Source organism: Bacillus cereus group sp. BfR-BA-01379, assembly GCF_022663605.1.
Classification (GTDB): Bacteria; Bacillota; Bacilli; order Bacillales; family Bacillaceae_G; genus Bacillus_A; species Bacillus_A mobilis.
The window spans coordinates 1-21,691 of sequence record NZ_JAKUFT010000048.1; the positions used below are offsets into that span (position 1 = coordinate 1).

Sequence of the window (21,691 nt, forward strand, 5' to 3'; positions counted from 1 at the left end):
TTTGCTACTTCTTGGACTTTTACTTCTTCTTTAGGCTTTACTACTTCTTGGACTTTCGCTTCTTCCTTAGGCTTTACTACTTCTTGGACTTTCGCTTCTTCCTTAGGCTTTGCTACTTCTTGGATTTTCGCTTCTTCCTTAGGCTTTGCTACTTCTTGGATTTTCGCTTCTTCCTTAGGCTTTGCTGCCTTTTGTGTTTTCACTTCTTCCTTAGCTTTAACCGTTTTTTGTACTTTCGCTACTTGCTTCGTTTTCTCTTCAGCTTTTTTTTCAACTGGTGCTGTACTTGATAGGAAAGAAACATTTGCATAAGCTGTTTTTCCTTTATACTCAAATTGCAGCCATCCGTCTTTTACTTGGTGCGTTGATTCAATAACATCATCTTTTTTCAGTCTACCAAGTATTTCTGATTCAGTATTTGCATCCGAACGGACATTTAACAAATTCGCGGTTACATAATACACATCTTTTGTAAACTCCGCACTTACAAATACTTCTTTACCATTTAAATCAATTTTGGACCATCCTTCTTCCGTATGTATAACTTTTAACTTTTCTCCTTCTTTTACTTTTTCGACAACTTTTGATTCCGTAGTCGGTTTTTCACGTACGTTGAGTACATCTGCTGTTACGATAGTTTCTGCAGTAGCAACTGTGGTAAAAGCCCCCATCCCAAAAACTGTTGCTGTAGCTGCGCCAATTATTTTTTTCATATTAGCCTCCATTACGTTTTTTTGACTTCCATTATATCAAATACTTCCATAAAATAAGGTATTTTCACAGAATATCAAAACTTTTGTAACAATATATTAATACTACTTAATATATTGTTGTTAAAAAACCCTTTTTCTTCAAGAATATCAAATTTATACATTTACGTTCTATACATAAAAAATCACCTCATCAAATATAAAATGAAGTGAGCGAAAGGATATTTGTTTAAGAATTGCTACAGTTATCTTTCTTGATTATCATAATATGTTTTATCTGCATATTTTTTATCATTTCCTTTTAAATAAGCTAAGATTATTTTTGGATTTTTAACTAAAGTCCAATCTCCATATGTATCAAATCTTCTGCACGAAGTTATCATTCCATTTTTTATTGTACCGAATTTCTTATTTTGTTGTTTTCCCCATTCTTTTAACCGTTTTGCAAAATCTGCATCTTCTGCCATAAGCATATTTTCATTAAATCCGTTAATCGCCATAAAGTCTTTTCTATAGCACCAAAAAATCCCGACAGATATAGCCCCATACTTAAAAAATAATGGAATTATAAGTAACAATGCGGAAACAAAGATTCCTAAAGATATTCTTTCAAACTTACCAGTTACCCCGCCGCCAATATATTTACCTGAAACTAAATATTTATCTACGTTAGACAAAAAAGACTCTGTCATTTCGGTATCAGCATCTATAGTAATGATTATTTCCCCAGTAGCTATCGCGGCTCCTGCATTTCGGATTTTAGACAAGTTTTTATCTTCATTTTTTAATGTAATACAGTTATACACCTTTGTTATTTCCTCTGTTTTATCTGTACAACGATTTAAAACCACTATGACTTCAGTTTGATTTTTATATGCTTCCGCTGCCTTTGAAATGGAATCTAAACATTTTCCAATGTACTTTTCTTCATTGTGCGCAGGGATTATAATAGAAAACTTTATATCTTTCTTTAAATCGTTTCCTAAAGAGTCATTCGTTTCTTTCATAACACACCCCTTTTTATAAAATAAATTTTCACTCTATATAACATATATTAATATTTATGAGACTGTATTATAAAAACTAAAAACATGTTTAAAATCACCTAGAATTCTTCTATCAAAACAAAATGAAACAATAGTTTTTATGCTACATAGTTATCGCGATTCCTGCCAAAAACAAACTTACGATTGCTAAAAATTTCGTGCCGACTATAGCCCCTCTTAAATGAAACTTATAATCTTTGTACCCCTTCATGCCTTCTGTGCTAGGAATAACAACAAACCTTGGAGTAATCCAGCAAAAGATTAGCCAATCCAATATAAACAAATCTACTACATTAAAAATCATTAAAATACCAAAAGTATGCACATAGGCATCAACATATAATAATTTTTCATGCTTATGTAGTATATATGTAGAAACGAAAGGAGTACCGAAAAGAATAGCATTATATACGATATTAAAGTAAATCGTTTGCTTTTTTTCATAAATCGATTTTGGAAAAACTACCTTCTGAATATCTTTCGGATAATCAGTTAACGAAAGACGAGGATTATAATATAAAGATCCTAAAATTAGCACGGATAGTACAGTAGACATAATGACACCAACATATATCATTTGCTCAAATGAACTCATACGCACCATTCACCCTTTTCTTTATTCGCTCCATCGTACACGCACTTAATTACTTATTGTATGTATAGCATCAATCAAAAATTAACAATTCAATTTATCAATGATTTTATAATTGAAATTATAATTTATGTGTCGTTTATCTTTTCTGAAGAACAATTGAAAATTAGTTTGGAGGAATATTATACAAAAGCTAAATTTGAAGAAATTGATTTTAATTTATATTTCCAACTCGTAGCAAATAAAGAAGTAATAGCGCAAATTACTGAACGTACTATTCTGTTAGATGAAGCGAAAAATGACTTTACAAGGCTGTTAAAGAGCAATGAAAAACATCAAAACTCCATTTTATACAGCCATTCTTTCAATTGTACTTCATCCAACATTACGTTCCCCTCTCATAATCTTTCACACTATATTCGCCCGTTTCTTACAAAAGATTCATTTTACATGGAAATTTATTTATTACAATAAAAATATAAGTTATATTTTGTTAGGAAAGGAGGATTTCAATTATGAATACAGAGGATAAAACATACGCTGAAAATGTGTTAAAAAACCTCTTTATATGAGCGCAAGTTGATGGATTACAATTTGAGATTTCTCCAACCACAATAAAAATTCATTTTATAAATTTTCATGATCCTGTTCATTATGAGGGGCAATTATATATCAATATCGAGACAAAATGGTGTTTATTTAATAAATCTCCAAAAAGATACCCATTAAATGAAGATGACTTTGACGCTTATACTGAGGAAGAAGCATATAAGAGAATATTTGAAATGAGAAGACAAAAAGTTATAGATATACAACTCGGCGTAGAAAGCCCTCATCTAATCATTACGTTAGGGAATGGGCAAATTATTTTCGTAAATGGTTTTCATGATGATTATGAATGTTGGCAAGCTGGAGCGCAATGTGAGCAATGGCTTGTAGTTGCTGCACCTGGTAATGAAATTGCCACTTGGACTCCCGATGAGTTTATCGATAAATAAACTGTTTTCACGAAGAAGAACCGAAGATATTTTATGAACTACATTACTATTTCTATTACACGTAAACAAAATGACCATTTTGCTTTAATAGAACTCACTTTATTAAAGCTGAAAGGATGATAATGATGGCATGTGTCCATGATTTTGGAATAATTGACGATTTTACTTCTCAAAAAAATTACGAAGATTATACACCAGAGAAATATCATTGTATTTCTGTTGATGATGATATTATCAGTAGTTTAAATCAAAATTTATCAATTATGAAAACCTACTTCCATACAATCAAAAATCAGGAATATGGTTTAGCCTATTACGGTATTACAATTATCCCGCCTGAATCATTAGCAATATTCTATGAAACAGTTACATCTTCAAAGTTCTTCAAAAATTCTGATGAGCTGAATGAGTTAGCTTCAAAAATTGTACAAGCTACAGCAGAACAGAAGTACATGATCCATTATGGGGTTTAAATGTAATTCAAAAAATGCTTAGGATTTCTCCGAAGCATTTTTTGTATGTTACTAATAAATTTATTCCTTAACCATTTAGTCAATGCTTGAGCCTATGCCCCATCTTTTACAAGTAAGGGCGCCTCTATTAATCTAAATAAGCGTCTCATTCCCAAGTTTCCAACTAAACCATCTCCCATGCCCTTCCGTTTCCCCAACCGTTTCACGATATTCGTTTCCGTTAATATAATAATCAATATGAAGGTCCCGGTCCCACATGTTGTTATACAGGTGGAATACATCACGTTTTGCGCCGATTTCTTGCACTTGTTTTTCTAAATTATATTTTACTTGTTCAGGTATTTGATTTGCGACGTGTGTATGGAAAATACAGATTACTGCATCTTCACTTATTTGTTCAATGATAGATGGTAATAACTCTACACCGTCTCCTTCTATTAGTTGGACAGATTCATTTTTTACTAAAGATGCGGCTTGGTCAAACATTTCAAGTCTTTCTTTATGTTCTGGCCAAATGAGTGCACGTAGCCATAAATAATCTTCATTACTATGTAAATCATTTACATGCAAATCTAGTCCGATTCTTTCTACGACAGATGGACTTTCTTTTAGAAAATGAGGCACATTTTCCCCTCTTATTTCAGAAGTTAAATGTACATTCGAATTTATATTCCCGTATGTTTCATCTGTTCCATACGAATAGCTATATTGGTCCCAAAATAGTTGTAATCCAGAACTTGTCCCAATTTCTATTAACGCTAACGGCTTTTTCACTTTATTAAATATATAGCAGAAACTTGGGTATAAGTACGCACATCGCCTTACTTCATTCGTTTGAACGAGTTTCGTTTGTAACAAAGTTATGATTTCTTCTCGGTACTCTTTACAAAAGTCTTTAAAATGATCAAACGCTTGATCTAAATTTGTATTCGTATTTTCAACTAAGCTACTATAATACGTTTTTAACTGATGTTCTTTCCCTGTTAGTAATAAATAATGTACTGCGCCTAATAATAAGTTTGGAACTGGTTGACCCACTTGGGCGTAGGAAGATAGTGTAAGTACTTCCTCATCTTCAGCAATTTTTATTGATAAGTATTCATATACGTCACTTGACCCTTTACATTCCTTTATTGAAAAATTTCGAAATAAGTTTGCGATTTGTTCTTGTGTACGCATTGGTATCCCTCCTTTTACTTTTACAGAATAATCTTACTATTCCTAGTGCAAAAATTCCATAAAAAGGTATCCTTTCTACCCACTTTACGATACGTAAGCTTTTTCGAGATAATTTCAAACTGTAATTTTTTTCTATTTACCACCTTAAAAGAGCTTGTTAAATAAGATTTTTAGCGAATAAAACGTTAAATAGTTTAAAATTATCAGATAACACTAGATATTTTAGTCTATTAATTATTATAATAGAGTATGAGATGGTTATATAATTGAGACAAAAAAGGTAAATACCTAGGTGGGGCCTAGGCGGTGTTTTCTTTTTACGGCTTAGATATAGTGAACACCTACTCTTTTTTGCCAATATAGGGGATGGAGAGATTATCATGAGCAACATGCAGCAAAAAACAGACGTTATCTTAATTGGTGCAGGAATTATGAGTGCAACGTTAGGCTCATTACTAAAAGAATTAGCACCTGAATGGGAAATTAAAGTTTTTGAAAAACTCGCAAGTGCCGGGGAAGAAAGCTCTAATGAATGGAATAATGCAGGTACAGGGCATTCTGCGCTATGCGAACTGAACTATACTTCCGAAAAATCTGACGGATCTATAGATATTGGTAAGGCTGTAAAGGTGAATGAGCAATTCCAGCTTTCAAGACAATTTTGGGCATATCTTGTAAAAAGTAAATTAATTCGTAATCCACAAGATTTTATTATGCCTCTACCTCATATGAGTTTAGTACAAGGTGAAAAAAATGTTGAGTTTCTAAAAAACCGTTTTGAAGCGCTTTCAAAAAATCCACTGTTTCAAGGTATGGAATTTTCCGATGCTCCTGAAACATTAAAAAAATGGCTTCCACTCATTATGGAAGGACGTGCGCCAAACGAACCGATGGCTGCAACGAAGATTGACTCTGGAACAGATGTGAACTTCGGTGCATTAACTCGTATGTTGTTTGATTACTTACAAACTAAAAATGTCGAGCTAAACTACAAACATAGTGTCGAAAATATTAAACGCACAAAGAATGGGTTGTGGGAAGTAAAAGTACACGATATGAATAGTGGTAAAATTGAGCATCATACTGCAAAATTCGTCTTTATTGGCGGCGGTGGCGGTAGCCTACCTCTACTACAAAAGACTGGTATCCCTGAATCAAAACATATCGGTGGATTCCCAGTAAGCGGACTATTTATGGTATGTAAAAACCAAAAAGTTGTAGAGCAACATCATGCGAAAGTATACGGTAAAGCTAAAGTTGGCGCTCCGCCAATGTCTGTACCTCACCTTGATACGAGATATATAGACAATAAAAAAGCTTTACTATTTGGACCGTTCGCAGGGTTCTCTCCTAAGTTCTTAAAAACTGGCTCAAACCTTGACTTAATTGGTTCTGTAAAACCGAATAACGTCTTAACGATGTTAGCAGCTGGTGTAAAAGAAATGGGACTAACAAAATACTTAATTCAGCAAGTTATGTTATCACATGAAAAACGTATGGAAGAATTACGCGAATTCATTCCGAACGCGAAAAGTGAAGATTGGGATATTGTAGTTGCTGGGCAACGTGTGCAAGTAATTAAAGATACTGATGCTGGTGGTAAAGGTACTCTTCAATTCGGTACAGAAGTTGTTAGTGCGGCTGATGGATCAATCGCTGCGTTACTAGGTGCCTCACCAGGTGCTTCTACTGCTGTTCACGTCATGCTTGAAGTATTAGAAAAATGTTTCCCAAGCCGCATGGTAGAATGGGAAGGAAAAATAAAAGAAATGATCCCTTCTTACGGCATTTCATTAACTGAAAACCCAAGATTATTCCAAGACCTTCACACTTCGACTGGTCGTACACTTGGATTAAATGAAAAAGAAACGGTTCATAACTAAAGAAAAAACGTCCGATATATTCGGACGTTTTTTCTTTACTAGAAATTATATTTATCAATATTCTCTTTCGTAAATACAACCCGCTCTGGCAATACGATAATTCCGTTTCCTTCTGCCTCATAATCATAACCTTGGATGGAGTTTGGCTCTACTTTCACTTTTCCGATTCCTTTTACTTCGAAACTATCCCCTACTTTTAACTTCCTCCCTTTTACTACTATTTCATTTGCTACATACGTTGCGAGTGCACCTTGTTGTTTTACATCCCATAATCCAAATTGTTGTACTGTTCCTCGTTTTACATAATCACGCATAACATTTGGTGTAGAGAAGCCAGTTACAACAACTTTTTTATCCATTTTCAAATTCTCGGCCGCTTGTGCCATCGCTGGTAGTGCCGTTGCATCCGGGCAAATGACTGCATTAATATCTGGATACGTTTTTAATATATTTTCCCCTACTGATAAAGATTTTTGCGCATTATTTTCACCGTACTGCGTCGTTACAATTTCCCAGTTCGGATATTTCTTTTTAATAATTTCTTTCGCTTTCGTTACCCATTGATTTTGATCCGTTACTGTTGGACTAGAATAAAAGAAGGCTACTTTTCCTTTATCTCCAATTTGCTTTGAAGTCATTTCAATTAATAAGTTAGCAAGTTGGTCTGGTGTACCTTGGCTTATATAAAATGAACGGTCTTTCGGATTCACATCAGAGTCCCACGTTAACACCGTCATCCCTTTTTTCTTAGCGCGTTGCAATGATTGTGATAGACCATCCACTGAAGTAGAGGAGATCATAAGTGCATCATAGTTTTGGTTAATAAAATTGTTTATATATTTCACTTGCCCTGATACGCTTGCTTCAGACGGTCCATCATACTTCACTTGTACGCCTAGTTTATCTCCCATCTCTTTTGCTCCTTCACCACCAGATGTAAAGAAGCCAACCCCAGTTAGTTTCGGAATGAATGCAAATTTCACATCATCCGCTTTTTTCTTATCTGCCGTTTGACTAGAACAAGCTATTAAACCGATTAAACAAATACATACAATGAATACAATCCCTAGTTTTCTCTTCATGACATTTCCCCCTTATGCAAACTCTTTCTTTTCCCCGTTGTAAATTGATGTAATTTGAAATGTCTTATAATAACTGAAAGAATAAGAATAATACCAATTACTACGTTGGATTGTTCATTTGTTAAACCCGTCATTTGCAAACCATACTGCATTAACCCTATAAAAATACTTGCCAGTACAGTACCGATAATGCTTCCTTTTCCCCCTGTAATAAGTGTCCCTCCTAATACAACTGCTGTAATGATTGGTAAAATCGTTTCACTTCCCATATCTGCACGCGCGGAACCGAAATACGCAGTTAAAAAAGCGCCCCCTAATCCACCTCCTAACCCGGAAAGTATGTATGCGATGATAACTACTTTTTTCGTTTTAATCCCAGTGTATTTTGCTGCGTTTTCGTTCGCACCTGTTAATTTGACGTGGCGCCCATAAATAGTACGATGAAACAATACAGTGCATAAAATCGTTAAGATAATCAATAACCATAATAAATTCGGTATCCCTACAAAACTACTGTTTGCCAGTTTTACAAATGCGTCAGGTAAACCACTTATCCCTTCATATCCAGAAGCTCCTGCCCCTCCTGAAATGACGAGTGCAATTCCGCCGTATAAAAACATCGTTCCGAGTGTAACGACTAGTGGCTCTACATCTGTCATTTTTATAATGATTCCGTTTAAAGCTCCTGCTAAGCAACTAATGATTAGGGCTATTATGACAGCAAACAAAATAGGTATTCCGTTCATCCAAAGTACACCGATCAAGATTGAAGTGAGCCCCATTATTGAGCCGACCGATACATCAATTCCTCCTGTTACAATAACGAAAGTCATTGGTATCGCCGCGATTGCGATAAAGAGGAAATCATTCGTACTAAAAAGGAGATTACTAATATTTAAGAAATCACTACTTATAAAACTAAAGAGAATGAATTCTATAAGAAGTAATACGATTAGAACACTTTCCCATCTGTATAAATACTTCATAGATTCATCCTCCTTTCTGCCCTCCACTTTTTCATAACACTATCTAATATGACGATTAGTAATAATAAAAAACCTGAAATAGCATTATTCCAAAATGCTGGTATTTTTAAAAAGATGAGTGAACTGCTTATCGCCTCTAAAAATATCGCTCCTAATGCCGCTCCAACTATAGAACCCGTTCCGCCTTTTAAATGAACTCCTCCTAATACAGCAGCTGCGATAACCTGTAGTTCTATCCCAGTACCTGTTTGGTTAGGAACGAACCCGATATTCATAACAAATATGCAACCAGCGAGCGCAGCGCTTATGCCTGATATAATAAACGCATATATCTTCACTTTATTAACTGGTATACCAATAAGTCTCGCGCCATCTTCATTATCACCTACCGCATAGAAGTATCTCGCGTATGGTACTTTCCTTAATAAGAAGTATAGTAGTAGTAAAATAATCAGAACAACCCATACAGTTATTGGCAGACCAAGTATGACGATAGATGAGAGTTGCTTAAAATTGTTTGGAATATCTTCAATCCATTTTCCGCCTGTGAAAATTAACATCGCACCTCTAATGACCCCTAACATACCTAATGTCATAATAATAGCGGGTACTCGAAGCTTCGCAACGCCAACTCCGTTTACAAAACCAATAATAGCCCCAAGTATTATAGCGGCAGTAATAGACAAGATTGTACTAAACCCCTCCGTTAACAACATCCCGCAAATCGCTGCGCTTAATCCCATAATTGAACCAACTGATACGTCTATATTTTTCGTAAATAAGACAAACGATTGACCAATTGCTAGCACGACTAAAATAACGCTAGATTTCATCATTAAAGATAACGAGTTAAGTTGAACGAAACTTGGATTTATCATTCCGACAATGGCAATATAACTTAGTAATAACAGTATGATAGATGTTTCGTGCATTTTATACATACGTTTCATTCCGTTACACCTCCGTAAGCAAGACGTGTAACTTCATCTACATTCACCTTTTCTTTCTCCAAATGAGAAACAAATTTTCCATTCCGCATTACATATACACGGTTTACTAATTGGACAATTTCTTCAATATCTGAAGAGATTAATAATATTGCGAGCCCTTCCCTTTTCATTTTTTCTATCGTCTCATATACTTCAAGCCTTGCTTTCGCATCAATTCCGCGAGTCGGTTCATCAAGAATAATAATTTTCGGATTACACGCAAGATATTTTGCAAGTACGACTTTTTGCTGATTACCTCCTGATAAAGATGCTAGTACTTCATCCATGCTTCGTACAACAATTCGAAACTGTTCTATATACGACTCTACTAAAGCGCTTTCTTTTTCTTGGTTAATGAAAAAGCGACAATTCCGATGTAAACTTGCTGCAGTCATATTTTCTTTAACCGATGCAATTGAGAAAATACCATTTCTTGCTCTATCCTCTGGCACATAAACAAGTCCTTCTCTTAGTCTTTTATGCAAAGAACATGCATCAATTGATTTTCCTTCTAATAAAATAGAACCTGATTTTATAGATTTTAATCCTAATATCGATTCTGCTAATTCAGTTCTGCCCGATCCAACAATGCCCGCAATACCTACAATTTCACCAGCATGTACAGTGAATGATATATTTTCGAAAGCGTGACTCGTTACATCAGTTACTTCTAATATTTTTTTCGTTTCTTTTGTCTCTTGCACTGTTTCTCGTTTCTCTTCTTGTTTATACCCTTGCGGCAATAACCCCTCCATTAGCATGTCATATGTATAGTTACATACATCCCCTTTGCTTATAATCATTCCATCACGTAAAATCGCTACTTTGTTGGCAATTTCAAAGATTTCTGGAAAGCGATGCGTAATATATATCATCCCAATTCCTTTTTCTTGTAAATTTTTCATCAGCACAAAAAGACTCTTAATTTCGTGAGTTGTTAATGTCGATGTTGGCTCATCTAAAATAAGAATCTCGGCTTCTCGTATTAATCCTCTTACGATTTCTACTAACTGTTGCTGCGCAATGGATAGTGATCCTCCTAGTTCATTAAGGTCAATATCCCATCCTAAACTGTCAATTAATTGCTGAATCTTTACTTTTAATTCCTTTTTCTTCCTTTTCAGTCCGATACATATATTTTCTTCAATGGTCATATGCGGAAAAATGAGTGGTTCTTGTGGTATTAAGTAAACCCCTTCTCTGTGTGCTTCTTTCGGATTTGCAAACTGTTTCCTCATTCCTTTTACATACATTTCTCCACTATCATACGAATATAACCCCGTTAATATTTTCATTAATGTTGATTTTCCAGCACCATTTCCCCCAACTAAAGCGTATATCTCACCACGCTCTACTTGTAAGTTTACTTCTTTTAGTACAAGTTGATTTGAAAACGCCTTACTCATTTCCTTTACTTGTAATAAAGGTACGTTATCCACATGATGTCACCTGCCTTTATACAGAACATTTTTTGAGAAAATGATTATTTGTTCTACTTGTTTTGTAGCATTGTATATTCCTTTTTTCATATCTAGAACACTTTTTTCATCAGACTATTAATCGTTTCAACTGGAATAAACAAAATATACGGCACATATGTTTAAGCATTGGTCAATTGTTGAAAGGGATGACGAGTATGACACAGCTGAACTTTGAAGAGAATTTATTAACTAAAGTAGCTTGGTACTATTATAAAGATCAATTAACACAACAGGAGATCGCTTCACTTCTTCATATTTCTAGAAATAAAGTCGTCCGGTTATTAGATAAGGCACGCAGTGAAGGTATCGTTACATTTCACGTAAAAGGTACTGGTTTGCACTGTTTAAGTATTGAACGTGACCTAATGAAAAAATTCCACTTAAAAGATGCTTTTATTATCCCTACTCCAATAGACAATTATCATGCTTCTCTCGGAAAAGCTGCTGCACAGTATTTAGAAACTCAGCTCCAACAAGGCGATTTACTCGGCATTGGGTGGGGTGAAACGATTAGCAAAATGCTAGAAAATATTCATTTTGAAAGTTCCATTAATCTTTCAATCGTAACGCTAACTGGCGGAGTAAATCACTATCTCCCGAGAAAACAAAACTATTTACAATACATGCAAGGCGATCTTCACATTATTCCTACTCCGTTTCTAGCATCTACAACAAAAATGGCACAAAGTATTTTATCAGAACCGAGTGTAAAGGATATGCTTCATGTCGCTTCACTTGCACATACGGCCGTTGTCGGTATTGGAGGACTATCTCAAGACGCTACGATTGTAAAGGAAGAAAAGTTAACACTACGTGAGATGACATATATTCGTAGTCAAAACGGAGCTGGTGATATTTTAGGGCAGTTTTACAATACGAATGGTGATTTATTAAAGCTCCCACATCACAACCGCCTTATTGGTACACCGCTCTCTATCCTTCGCAAAATGAAGCATGTCATTGGTGTTGCTGGAGGTACAGAAAAGATAGATGCAATTTATGGTGCCTTAAAAGGAAAATTCATTCATACATTAATTACCGATGAGGAAACGGCCCTCTCCTTATTACGAAAGGATGGTGATTGTTAATGTCTCATTTATTAGCTTTTGATGCTGGTACAGGAAGCATTCGAGCTGTTCTTTTTGATTTACTAGGTAATCAAATTGCGGTAAGTCAAAAAGAATGGATTCATAAAACGGATCCTAGTTACCCAGGCTCTATGAATTTTGATGTCATTGAAAACTGGCAACTTGTACAACAATGTACGAAAGAAGTTCTGCAAAGAAGTAATGTCTCTCCCTCTTCTATTCAAGCTATTAGCGCTACTAGTATGCGAGAAGGTTTTGTTTTATATGATAAAGATGGGCAAGAAATATGGGCTTGCGCAAATGTTGATGGGCGCGCATCCGATGAAGTTAGTGAATTAAAAGAAATCAGGTCACATCTTGAAGAAGATTTATATACAAGATCTGGTCAAACTTTTTCACTAGGTGCTTTCCCCCGCCTACTTTGGATTAAAAAACATGAACCAGACGTCTATAGCAATATTCATTCTTTTACGATGTTAAACGATTGGATTTTATATAAATTAAGCGGCGTACTGCAAATCGATCCCTCAAACGGATGTACGTCCGGTATTTTTGACTTACAAAATAGAGTGTGGGATAACGATGTCGCTAAAGAATGTGGTTTAACATTGCCATTTTCACCAACAGTAAATGAAGCTGGTACCGTTATCGGCAACGTTACGAAAGAGTGTGCCACATTAACTGGATTACGTGAAGGAATTCCTGTCGTCGCTGGGGGTGGAGATGCTCAAATGGCATCGCTCGGAACTGGAGTCGTGAAGCCTGATCAAACATTAATATGTGGCGGTAGTTTTTGGCAACAAGAAGTGAATGTTACAGAACCCATAACAGACCCCTATGCTGCAATTCGGGTAAATTGTCACGTCGTACCTAACCTATGGCAATATGAAACGATTGCCTTTTTTCCAGGCCTTGTTATGCGCTGGTTTCGAGACGCTTTTTGCCAAGAGGAAAAGAAACTTGCTGACAAACTCGGTGTAGATGCTTATGAATTATTAGAAGAACAAGCGAAAGACGTACCTGTCGGTTCACATGGTATTATCCCTACCTTTTCCAACGTTATGAACTACATTTCTTGGCGTCATGCCGCACCTTCTTTTTTAAATTTAAGTTTAGACGCTGACAAATGCGGAAAAAAAGAACTGTTCCGTGCTATTGAGGAAAATGCTGCCTTCGTTACACTTGGTAACTTAAAATTAATAGAAAATCTCACAGGGACATTCCCTTCTGAAGTCGTTTTTGCTGGCGGTGCTGCTAAAGGAAAACTATGGCCACAAATTTTATCTGACGTACTCGGTATCCCTGTTAAAGTACCGGTTGTGAAAGAAGCAGCTGCTTTAGGAACTGCGATTGCTGCTGGAGTTGGCGCTGGCATATATTCATCTATGGAAGAAACTGCTGAACAGTTTGTACAATGGGAGCACACATTCGAGCCAATTACTGAAAATCATGAACTATATAAAGACTTCTATGAAACATGGAAAACTGTGTATGACAGTCAACTCGCCTTAGCTGATAAAGGGCTCACCTCACATATGTGGATTGCGCCTGGTGCTCTGTAACACCTTACATAAAGGAGTGAAATGTATGTTAAAAGCGAATGAAAATGATTTCTCCTATCGCTTCGGTGATAACGGGCCGAAATATTTAATACAAGGTCCGAACATTGATCTTGGCCTTGTTGTCATCCAGCCTGGGCAAGAGTTTCAAAACCACTATCATACAACATGTGAGGAAGTCTTTTATGCTTTAGAAGGTGAAATAGATTTCTATGTGAATAACGAAAGAGTTCCAATTAAACAAGGTGATGTCCTGCAAGTTCGCCCTCATGAATCTCACTATTTAATTAACCATTCCGATAAACCTTTTAAAGCAGTTTTTATTAAGTCACCACATTTACCAAATAAAGATACGGTACAAACGGAAAATCCAACATTAACGAAGGAGTGATTTCACATGACTTGGGGATTTAAAAATCGATTAAATACAATTTTACCTGATGGCAGAGCGGTTATGTTAGCAATAGATCACGGCTACTTTTTAGGACCAATTCACGGGCTAGAACAACCACTTGAAACAGTTAAAAACTTACTTCCTTATACAGATTCCCTCTTTTTAACGCGCGGTGTACTTAGCTCCTGTATTCCTGAAAACTGCAGCACACCGATGGTTATGCGTGTATCAGGCGGAGCTACTGTCGTCGGCAAAGATTTAGCGAATGAAACAATTGTTACACCTGTCAAAGAAGCAGTAAAACAAAATGCAATAGGTGTCGGCGTTTCTGTTTTTGTCGGATCAGACTATGAAACACAAACGGTATCAAATCTCGCAAATGTAGTTTCAGAAGCTCACGACTACGGTCTACCAGTACTCGGTATTACTGCCGTTGCGAAAGAATTACAAAAACGCGAAGCTCGCTTTCTTGCACTCGCTTCCCGCGTATGTGTTGAAATGGGAGCTGACATTATTAAAACGTATTACTGCGAGGGATTCGAAAAAATTACAAGTACTTGCCCTGCTCCAGTCGTAATCGCTGGTGGACCAAAACAAGATTCAATTGAAGACGCATTAAACATTACGTACAATGCACTGCAAGAAGGTGCAATCGGCGTAGATATGGGCCGGAATATATGGCAATCTGAACATCCTGCTGCGATGATTCAAGCGATTCATGGTATTGTGAAGAATGGATTGAATGTGAAAGAGGCACTTCAATTATTTGAAGATGTAAAAAATTAAGCTAAAATATAAACAAAATCAATATTTTCTATAAAGAAAAGCCCATATGTTAGATTACTTAGTAATCTAACATATGGGCTTTCTTGTATATTTTTTATCGTTCCGAATTTGATCAGATTTCTACAGATCACGTACGTTCCATACAATCTCGCCGCGCTCCCCCCACGTACTGTGATGCCGCTTAAACCCTATCTTTTCTAATACCCGAAAAGACGCCGTATTCCAAGCCCCTACAGTAGACCAAAGTCTATGACGACCCGTAGCAATCGCAGCCTCAAGCACTGCTGATGCAGCCTCTGTCGCATAACCATTACGATGAGCACTTTGGAACAACTCGTATGCAATTTCCGGTTCTTCAAGCGTGGACCGACCGATGATTAAGCCACAGTATCCGATGAAATCCCCTTCTTCTCTCCTACGAATAGTAAGAAGAGAAATACCATTTTCAGCTGCTTTCTTGCGCATTTCGATAAGATGGCTACGAACAGATTCAATGGTTGGCATGTCCACACCACGTTCACCAATTAACTTTCTCAACCAGACCGCATCAGATTCTTCCCACATATTCAGGTCGAGTCGCTCCGTTTTTAGCTGGAATGCCATATCTTTAAATACAGCTGTCATAGCGATAACCTCCTATTCATATCACTGTACTACTTATAATAGTTTCGTACTTTACCATATGGGAAACCTGCTTGATTCATACATTATTATTATTTTATACATAAGCAATTCCTCTGCAAAATAGACCTTGTTATCAAACTTCATTTTAAATCTACCATATTTGAGTTATGAATGATCTTAGATTTACAATTAATATTTACATTTAAAAATGTATCGTCCTTTCTTTTTTTGTTAAAATAAAGAAAAGGAGGAATGATTATGCAACGTATGACTTTTGAACGCCCTACTGATTATTACGATGAAAGATTATATACGATCGATGAAAAAATTTGTGCCCTATTAAAAGAACGGAAAGAACTTTCAGGTGGTGATCCAGGATTTCCACATGATGAAGCCATTTACAAATGGGCAAAGCAATACGGATTTTATCCGGATTATTTAAATTCACTATTTTCTTCTATGATGGACGAAGGTGAATTTAAACCTCGCGTTGAACCAACTACATTCCAAAAACATATACCGGTTTTTAAAACATATGAACATGAAGGCATTATGTATACCGTAACTTTTATTCGGCAATATGCAAATGCTAGTGTAGTTTATTTATATAGTGATTGGGATTCCACTGATGAAGTTTTTAATGAAAATAAGCCTCATAGTTTCTTCCAATTATCAATAGATGATACATATGATTGCTGGCCAGAAGGTGGTGGCGGCACTGATGGACATTTTAGTCATCATTTCGTTATATCTCCTGCCCTTCCTGATAATTTGTCTGGAATAAGCTTACGATTTAAAGAACTTAATATACCGTTTAGGAAAGATCAAGCTGTAATTGAATTTGAGATTCAGATAGATTAATAAAAAGGCTGTCTCACAAGTCCTTTTCCTGAATAAAATTCGTTTATTTTTACTTTTATGTTCCTTAAAATAATCAAGCCCCTTCCAAACTGGATAAGGGGCTATATTTACAACATTAAACAATTACTCTTGTTGGTTGCTATTGAATTTTCTTACCCTGTTTATAGTCAAGGCAGGACACCTCAATTAACAATCCGTTAAACATTGTAAAATAAAAACCGTAACTACTACCTCTCATAGAATACGGTGCCTTTTCTATTTCAATGCCGCCAGATAGTAAACGATTATATGTTTGATCAACTTCATTTGAAGTATCCACTAAAAAACCAATATGAAAAGCTTCTGGATACATCACTTCCATATTTCCTTTAAATGCTTTTGGATCACTTAGTACAAGTATAAATCCACTTTCATCACTCATTACTACTAGTGCCTTTCCCTTTTGCTCTAAAAATTGAAAATCAAAAAATGTTTCAAAGAAATCTCTCGCTTCTGATAAATCATCAACACATAGATTCAAATGATTTAACTTCATTCACTCATCTCCTTTTAAACACAGGGTATGTAGACTCATTTCCATAATACTTAAATATGTAGGGAAAGATATTCAAGCGTTCCATCTAAGACTATGCTTTATAGTCTAATACTTTTTTCTGTAGCCTAGAACGATTTTTTTATGAATGCAATTACATGAACCATTCGACGTGAAATATGAATGTACTGATATAAAATAGCCACATTAGTTACTTTTCAAATTATGTAACATCCACTCCATTAACACGATTGCCGACTCAATACGTTCTGTCGTATCCCCTAAAAATAATTTATGAAGTAATGCCTCCAAATGGATTGGTTTATTAGGCAACTCTTGAATATACCTTAAAACAGATCCCACTGGCGGTGTAGGCTTGTTATTCATAGCCCATATCCCTTCTAGCAATGTCCAAATTGACGTATGAACGATGTATGAAGCCTTTAGCTCATCATTTGCTTTCAAAGCAGACTGAATTTTAATGAGCGAACTATGTAACCAGTGAGAAATACCTTTCACTTTGCCGCTAGAAACACGATAGTTTTCAAATTCATATGTAGCTATTTCCTTTAACTTTTTTAACTCACCGCTTGTATCAAATAAAACTTCCCCTTCTAAAAATGAGTATAGTTCCATCGGATTATTTTTAAAGTTTACTAGTATTTGATTAACGTCTGCATACTTATATTCAACTAAAATTTCTTGTCTCATTTCAGAATGAAATTTCTTCTTTTGTCCGTCCTCTAAAAGAATATATAAGTCTAAATCCGAATCAGGATATGCATCACCTCTTGCGACAGATCCGATAAGCATACATCCAGTTACCTTATCTATTGATAAGATTTCAGCTACTATTGTTTGCGCTAATTTTTTATGTTGTTCATGTTTAATAGATGTCTGTGCTTCTAACATTTGTAACCTCCAAACATATTATTATGGAGTTATTCCTCACCTAAATATATTGTACTTTTCTTATAATCTTCTACATACTTATTCAACGATTGTCAGTTCATATACAATTGCGTCTTTACTGCTTTTTGTTTTATCTTGAATTGTAACAATATCTCCAGCTTTTATTTTTGAAGCATTCACTACTTTTACCATCTCTGGTAGAACACCCCCACCATCGTTCTCTTTATTTAGTGGAAGCCACTTTACTGATTTATTAGTTGCTTCTAAAATTTTATATTTAATTGTACCATCATACTTTATTTCACCAACAAGATCTTTTACTAATGTAGGTGTATATTTACCCTCTTCTTTTTCTAAAGAAATATGATCACCTATATCTGGAATACCGTTTCTTACAGGTGCTTCCCATTTTGTTGGATTTAAATCATTTAAACTTACTTTCACACTATCTTCTTTATTTGAATTAGCATCTTTTAGAAATATATCATTATACTTCTTATCAATAATGATATACTCCTTCCTCTCTACTATTTTTGCACTACTTTCACGTTTTACTTCCTCGTTGTTAGATACTTCTTCTTTCACATTATTATTACTACACGCTGATAACAATATCGTCGCTAAAGTTGCCATTCGTAACATTTTTTTCACTTCATTTACCTCCATTTATAACGAAACAATAAAACATATATCACATCCATATTTTACTATAAATCAAAAAAAGAGGATATTTGTTTATTACTAAACAAATATCCTCTACCTTTACATATATATTACGACTGTTGATAAGCCGCTTTCGATGATTTTACATAATAAACTGCGTGATCAACGTTAATGATATGATCTGGTTTTGGTTTACCACGACTCGCTCTATGCCCTGCTAAATGTTCTTCACTTGTTTCCCAGTTTTTCCATGCTTCTTCAGATTCCCAGCGAATCATAACGACAATTTCTTCATCTCCGCGTCTTACTTTTTTCACAAGAACACTTAAGTCGATGAATCCTTCAAATTTTTCAATAATACCTTCTCCAGTAAAACGTTCTACAACTATATTTGATGTACCTTCTTTTACTGTAAATGTTTTCGTTTCGATAAACATATATTCCACTCCCTCTTTTTAATACGAATACTAGTATTCTTCTATTATAGTTGATTATGATAATTATTTTCAATTAAAAAGTTTTAATTGTTTGAATTATGCTGTTTTCTCTTCAACAGCTTCATCTAAAAATTTGAAATATGGAAGGAATAATCCTATTAAAGAAGTAACACATATAATCGCACCGATAATAAAGTATAGTGCTCTTATTCCCCACACTTCACTTAGTATGCCTCCTAATAACACACCTAACGGCATAGCGGATCGTATGAAAAATAAACGCACTGAAAATATTTGTCCTATCATATTGTTTGGTACTGTTTGTTGGCAAATTGTTGTGTTATGAACATTGAAAAATGAAATACAAATGCCTGCAACTACTTCAATGAACACCGCAATTACTATACTATGATTGAACCCTAGAGAAATGTATGTGAGTCCTCCTATAAACAATCCACCAAGCATAAGTATACGCCGGCTTTTATATGTTACTTTTCCGACTAGTATAGATCCAATTACATAGCCAAACGGGAAACCAGCCATAAAATAACCAAACTCCGCATACCCTGCTGACAGCTCATCTTTTATATAAGGAAGGTTTGTAACCAGCGTTACCCCCACCCCAAATTGCACGAAAGTAAGAAAGATACCGAGCCAAACGATAACTGGTTTTGTGAAAAAATATGTAAAACCGTGAAGAAACTGTTCTAGCCACGTTTTCCGAATGGATTGTGTTGTTCTCTTTTCTTTTATATAAAGTAAAAAAGTGCCACTAACAAATAGACAAATACATACGAAAGATAGTGTAAGTTCTACTCCCATCAAATGAATGGCCACTCCGCCTAATATTGGTCCAAGAAACATCATAAGTCGAGCCATCCCATCAATATATGCATTTGCGTCTTGAAGTTGTTCTTCACTTACAATGCTCGGTGTAATCGCTTGACTTGCAGGTGTATACAGCGGCGTAATAAGCCCGATTATAATTTGTACGACATACACATGCCAAACTTCTATACTACTAGTAAGTAACATCACTAACGGTAGTAAGAAAGCCGAAGCTCGTACCCATTGCGAAAATATCATAATCCACTTCCGGCTCCATTTATCAATAAATGGACCACTTATAAGTTGCAGTATGAGCGATGGGATAAAATATAGTAACCACATACTACTTAATGCTGTTTTTGACCCTGTTAATTCGTAAACAAGAATTGAATTACATAACGTTCCAAAAGCCCCGCCCAATTCTGAAATCGCGCTACCAATCCACATGAAAAAAAACGAACGATTTTTCAACACATTTTTCAATTTCATACACCAACTTTTCTCTTAAATTCCTCCCTTTATGTACATTCTAGTTGCATATTATCTATTTAAAAACGCATCTAATTCTTTCGCTAACGACTGTACTGCTTTCTTTCTTAATACATATCTCCCGTCATGTATATCAACTAACTTCGCTGCACGCAACAATTTCAAATGATGGTGTACAGTCGATTTACCGAGTTGCAGTCTTTCTGTAATTTCCTGCAATGTTCGTTCTTTTTCGAACAACATTTTTACAATGCGTAATCTCGCTTCATCCCCAAGTGCTTTATGTTTTTGAACTAAAAAATAATTCGGTTCATACAGATCTTCAGGATGGATACTTTCGTTTGCGACTGAGTAATGAAATACTTTCGTATCTTCAATATCCGCCTCAATATTCCACGGTCTGTATATCATTTGCGGGATAAGAAGTACGTAATGAACACTTGGCTCTGGCATATAGTTCACACCACCGGTCGCCCACTCGACAAACTCCTCTGGTTTCATCTTTTTATTCATTTCATTTTTCGCTTCATAATCTCGTTTTAATATAGATAGTATTTGCTCTTCCTCTTTCTGAATAACACTCTCATACCATCCTGTCATAACAGCGATTAAATGGGATTTCAGCACTTGTACATGAACATCACATATAAAACGAATATACGCGGAGAAAAACTGATGATCATTTGTCAGTTCCATTAGTTCATGTGTTGCAGTTACATCTCCACTTGCTGCTAAATGTCTTTTCTCTTCATACTTCTCGCCTAAAAACGGTAAACATATATACTTCAAATCTTCTTCTGAAAGCGAATCGATTGTAGCATGAAACTGTGATAGATCCTGAAACTCTCCTTCATACAATAACTGAAGCAATGCTTTCCACGTATTATGTTCTTCTACAAACTGTAGGTGCTCTCTCATTTCTTCTGTTAATGATTCCTTAATTTCTTCCCATTCATTTTGACTCTTTTCAAGAGTATCGATTAACCTTTTATGAGTAATTGCCGCAATACCTAGTGCACATTCGAAAAGTATCGAATACTTTATTTGAACATTGTACGTTTCCCTCTTTCTACTCGTTACGTGAAAGACTTCCATTTTA

The 21,691-nt window shown here is 35.4% G+C and carries 23 protein-coding genes; 8 read left to right on the forward strand and 15 right to left on the reverse strand.

Going from position 1 to position 21,691, the window contains the following annotated elements:
• From MR113_RS17805 to MR113_RS17815, 3 genes are all read right to left on the reverse strand, one after another.
• The coding region (locus MR113_RS17805) for an SH3 domain-containing protein (RefSeq protein WP_242255877.1) at positions 1 to 713 on the reverse strand (713 nt) is incomplete at its 3' end.
• A 242-nt stretch (positions 714 to 955) separates the two neighbouring features.
• On the reverse strand, positions 956 to 1,717 hold the full coding sequence (locus tag MR113_RS17810) for a glycosyltransferase (protein WP_242255879.1): 762 nt from the start codon (positions 1,715 to 1,717) through the stop codon (positions 956 to 958).
• A 142-nt stretch (positions 1,718 to 1,859) separates the two neighbouring features.
• Positions 1,860 to 2,351 carry a nitroreductase gene (locus MR113_RS17815; protein WP_242255881.1) on the reverse strand — a complete coding sequence of 164 codons (492 nt, stop codon included), beginning with the start codon at positions 2,349 to 2,351 and terminating at the stop codon, positions 1,860 to 1,862.
• 596 nt (positions 2,352 to 2,947) lie between these two features.
• On the opposite strand from MR113_RS17815, the gene MR113_RS17825 reads away from it, so the two are divergent.
• Positions 2,948 to 3,346, forward strand: coding sequence for a hypothetical protein (locus tag MR113_RS17825; protein ID WP_242255918.1), 399 nt, complete (start codon positions 2,948 to 2,950; stop codon positions 3,344 to 3,346).
• A gap of 122 nt (positions 3,347 to 3,468) precedes the next feature.
• Positions 3,469 to 3,819, forward strand: coding sequence for a short-chain dehydrogenase (locus MR113_RS17830; protein ID WP_242255883.1), 351 nt, complete (start codon positions 3,469 to 3,471; stop codon positions 3,817 to 3,819).
• A gap of 132 nt (positions 3,820 to 3,951) precedes the next feature.
• On the opposite strand, the gene MR113_RS17835 is transcribed toward MR113_RS17830, so the two are convergent.
• Complete coding sequence (locus MR113_RS17835) at positions 3,952 to 4,998, reverse strand: DUF2332 domain-containing protein (protein WP_242255885.1); 1,047 nt, start codon at positions 4,996 to 4,998, stop codon at positions 3,952 to 3,954.
• A gap of 380 nt (positions 4,999 to 5,378) precedes the next feature.
• On the opposite strand from MR113_RS17835, the gene MR113_RS17840 reads away from it, so the two are divergent.
• Complete coding sequence (locus MR113_RS17840) at positions 5,379 to 6,881, forward strand: malate:quinone oxidoreductase (protein ID WP_063259466.1); 1,503 nt, start codon at positions 5,379 to 5,381, stop codon at positions 6,879 to 6,881.
• Positions 6,882 to 6,919: 38 nt separating this feature from the next.
• Here the strand turns inward: MR113_RS17840 and lsrB are convergent, their stop codons facing one another.
• From lsrB to MR113_RS17860, 4 genes are read right to left on the reverse strand one after another with little or no spacing between them, the layout of a single operon-like run.
• Positions 6,920 to 7,963, reverse strand: coding sequence for an autoinducer 2 ABC transporter substrate-binding protein LsrB (gene lsrB, locus MR113_RS17845; RefSeq protein WP_242255887.1), 1,044 nt, complete (start codon positions 7,961 to 7,963; stop codon positions 6,920 to 6,922).
• A complete protein-coding gene (locus MR113_RS17850; RefSeq protein ID WP_242255888.1) occupies positions 7,960 to 8,949 on the reverse strand; it encodes an ABC transporter permease in 990 nt (329 codons plus the stop codon). The genes lsrB and MR113_RS17850 overlap by 4 nt, the downstream gene beginning before the upstream one ends.
• Positions 8,946 to 9,899 carry an ABC transporter permease subunit gene (locus MR113_RS17855; RefSeq protein ID WP_242255890.1) on the reverse strand — a complete coding sequence of 318 codons (954 nt, stop codon included), beginning with the start codon at positions 9,897 to 9,899 and terminating at the stop codon, positions 8,946 to 8,948. Before MR113_RS17855 ends, MR113_RS17850 begins: the two co-directional genes overlap by 4 nt.
• Positions 9,896 to 11,377 carry a sugar ABC transporter ATP-binding protein gene (locus MR113_RS17860; protein WP_242255891.1) on the reverse strand — a complete coding sequence of 494 codons (1,482 nt, stop codon included), beginning with the start codon at positions 11,375 to 11,377 and terminating at the stop codon, positions 9,896 to 9,898. Before MR113_RS17860 ends, MR113_RS17855 begins: the two co-directional genes overlap by 4 nt.
• 197 nt (positions 11,378 to 11,574) lie before the next feature.
• On the opposite strand from MR113_RS17860, the gene MR113_RS17865 reads away from it, so the two are divergent.
• From MR113_RS17865 to lsrF, 4 genes are read left to right on the forward strand one after another with little or no spacing between them, the layout of a single operon-like run.
• Entirely contained in the window at positions 11,575 to 12,507 is a 933-nt protein-coding gene (locus MR113_RS17865) for a sugar-binding transcriptional regulator (protein WP_242255892.1), read from the forward strand.
• Positions 12,507 to 14,069 (forward strand): autoinducer-2 kinase, encoded by a 1,563-nt coding sequence (gene lsrK, locus MR113_RS17870; protein ID WP_242255894.1) that lies wholly within the window; start codon positions 12,507 to 12,509, stop codon positions 14,067 to 14,069. The genes MR113_RS17865 and lsrK overlap by 1 nt, the downstream gene beginning before the upstream one ends.
• A 25-nt stretch (positions 14,070 to 14,094) precedes the next feature.
• Complete coding sequence (locus tag MR113_RS17875; RefSeq protein WP_000909986.1) at positions 14,095 to 14,457, forward strand: cupin domain-containing protein; 363 nt, start codon at positions 14,095 to 14,097, stop codon at positions 14,455 to 14,457.
• A 6-nt stretch (positions 14,458 to 14,463) separates the two neighbouring features.
• Positions 14,464 to 15,246: a 3-hydroxy-5-phosphonooxypentane-2,4-dione thiolase gene (gene lsrF / locus MR113_RS17880; RefSeq protein WP_242255895.1), complete on the forward strand. Its 783-nt coding sequence runs from the start codon at positions 14,464 to 14,466 to the stop codon at positions 15,244 to 15,246.
• Positions 15,247 to 15,366: 120 nt separating this feature from the next.
• Here lsrF and MR113_RS17885 read toward each other — a convergent pair whose 3' ends face one another.
• Positions 15,367 to 15,870 (reverse strand): GNAT family N-acetyltransferase, encoded by a 504-nt coding sequence (locus tag MR113_RS17885; protein WP_242255897.1) that lies wholly within the window; start codon positions 15,868 to 15,870, stop codon positions 15,367 to 15,369.
• A 258-nt stretch (positions 15,871 to 16,128) separates the two neighbouring features.
• Between MR113_RS17885 and MR113_RS17890 the strand changes: the two genes are divergently transcribed.
• Positions 16,129 to 16,731, forward strand: coding sequence for a hypothetical protein (locus MR113_RS17890; RefSeq protein WP_242255898.1), 603 nt, complete (start codon positions 16,129 to 16,131; stop codon positions 16,729 to 16,731).
• A gap of 139 nt (positions 16,732 to 16,870) precedes the next feature.
• On the opposite strand, the gene MR113_RS17895 is transcribed toward MR113_RS17890, so the two are convergent.
• The 6 genes from MR113_RS17895 to MR113_RS17920 all read right to left on the reverse strand — a co-directional run bounded on the left by MR113_RS17895 (position 16,871) and on the right by MR113_RS17920 (position 21,687).
• Complete coding sequence (locus MR113_RS17895) at positions 16,871 to 17,266, reverse strand: VOC family protein (RefSeq protein ID WP_242255900.1); 396 nt, start codon at positions 17,264 to 17,266, stop codon at positions 16,871 to 16,873.
• 204 nt (positions 17,267 to 17,470) lie between these two features.
• The gene (locus MR113_RS17900; protein ID WP_242255901.1) at positions 17,471 to 18,175 is read right to left on the reverse strand and encodes a nucleotidyltransferase domain-containing protein; all 705 of its coding nucleotides are present in this window, start codon (positions 18,173 to 18,175) and stop codon (positions 17,471 to 17,473) included.
• 78 nt (positions 18,176 to 18,253) lie between these two features.
• Entirely contained in the window at positions 18,254 to 18,841 is a 588-nt protein-coding gene (locus MR113_RS17905) for a hypothetical protein (protein WP_242255904.1), read from the reverse strand.
• Positions 18,842 to 18,948: 107 nt separating this feature from the next.
• The gene (hmoA, locus tag MR113_RS17910; protein WP_242255905.1) at positions 18,949 to 19,275 is read right to left on the reverse strand and encodes a heme-degrading monooxygenase HmoA; all 327 of its coding nucleotides are present in this window, start codon (positions 19,273 to 19,275) and stop codon (positions 18,949 to 18,951) included.
• A gap of 96 nt (positions 19,276 to 19,371) precedes the next feature.
• On the reverse strand, positions 19,372 to 20,592 hold the full coding sequence (locus MR113_RS17915) for an MFS transporter (protein ID WP_242255906.1): 1,221 nt from the start codon (positions 20,590 to 20,592) through the stop codon (positions 19,372 to 19,374).
• A gap of 51 nt (positions 20,593 to 20,643) precedes the next feature.
• Positions 20,644 to 21,687, reverse strand: coding sequence for an ArsR/SmtB family transcription factor (locus tag MR113_RS17920; RefSeq protein ID WP_242255907.1), 1,044 nt, complete (start codon positions 21,685 to 21,687; stop codon positions 20,644 to 20,646).
• Positions 21,688 to 21,691: the final 4 nt, after the last annotated feature.